This is a genomic window from Pseudomonas sp. HMWF006, from assembly GCF_003061205.1.
GTDB classification, from domain to species: Bacteria; Pseudomonadota; Gammaproteobacteria; order Pseudomonadales; family Pseudomonadaceae; genus Aquipseudomonas; species Aquipseudomonas monsensis.
Map to the genome: position 1 here is coordinate 1 of NZ_QAIU01000224.1, position 1,241 is coordinate 1,241.

Sequence of the window (1,241 nt, forward strand, 5' to 3'; positions counted from 1 at the left end):
ATCCAGGCCCATGCCGCCGAACTTTTCCGGTTTGGAAATCCCCAGCAGACCGAGGTCGCCCGCCTTGCGGAAAATCTCGTGGATCGGAAAGCGTCCGGCCTTTTCCCACTCGTCGACGTGCGGATTGATCTCGTGTTCGACGAACTGGCGAACGGTGCGGCGCAGGGCTTCGTGTTCCGGGGTGAAGATCATTTTTATTGTTCTCCTTGGGATCCGTGGCAGTCAGAAGCGGCTGACGCCGAAGCTGTTGGGTTGCAGCGTGCGAATGTCGGCCTCGTGGCAGATGTCCAGCAGGTAGCCGAGCAGGGTGCGGGTGTCGCGCGGATCGATCAGGCCGTCGTCCCACAGGTTGGCGCTGCCGTAGAGTGCGGTGGACTGGCTGTCGAGTTTCTGCGCGGTGACCTGCTCGAGCATGTCGAGCATCTTCGGGTCTGGCGTCAGGCCGTCCTTGAGCTGTTTGGCTTCAGTGACGATGCGCAGGACTTTACCGGCCTGCGCGCCGCCCATCACCGCCGTGCGGCTGTTCGGCCAGGCGAAGATGAAGCGTGGATCGAGACCGCGCCCGCACATCGCATAGTTGCCCGCGCCGTAGGAGCCGCCGACGACAATCGTCAGTTTAGGCACCCGCGCATTGGCCACTGCCTGAATCAGTTTCGAACCGTGCTTGATCACGCCTTGCTGTTCGGATTCGGTGCCGACCATGAACCCGGTGGTGTTGTGGAAAAACAGCAGCGGCGTCTGGCTCTGGTCGCACAACTGAATGAACTGTGCGGCCTTGCTCGCGCCGTTGGGCGTGATCGGGCCGTTGTTGCCGATGAAGCCGCAGGCGCGGCCCTGGATCTTCAACTGGCCGCAAAGGGTTTGCTGGTCGTACTCGCCCTTGAATTCGAGGAAGTCCGATTCGTCGGCGATCCGCGCAATGATTTCGCGCACGTCATACGGCTTTTTCGCATCGTCCGGAATCAGTCCGAGCAACTCCTCGATGGGGTACAGCGGTTCCTTGTATTGCGGTTCCGGCAGCCACGGCAGTTGCTCGTTCCACGGCAACATACGGAGGATTTCACGCACCTGACGCACGCCATCGGCGTCGTTCTCGGCCAAGTATTCGGCAGTGCCGGCAATTTGTGCGTGCATCTCCGCGCCGCCCAGTTCCTCATCGGTGGCCACTTCTCCGGTCGCGGCTTTGAGCAGCGGTGGCCCGGCGAGAAACAGCTTGGCCTTGCCGCGCACCACCACGACGT

2 protein-coding genes are annotated in these 1,241 nt (G+C 61.9%); both read right to left on the reverse strand.

Features of this window, described 5'->3' with window-relative positions; translation table 11 throughout:
• Positions 1 to 192, reverse strand: a 192-nt coding sequence (locus tag DBR24_RS08965) for an acyl-CoA dehydrogenase family protein (RefSeq protein WP_146189001.1), incomplete at its 3' end; no start/stop codon positions are given.
• Positions 193 to 222: 30 nt separating this feature from the next.
• Positions 223 to 1,241: acyl-CoA carboxylase subunit beta (locus tag DBR24_RS08970; protein WP_305888855.1), on the reverse strand; the 1,019-nt coding region annotated here is incomplete at its 5' end.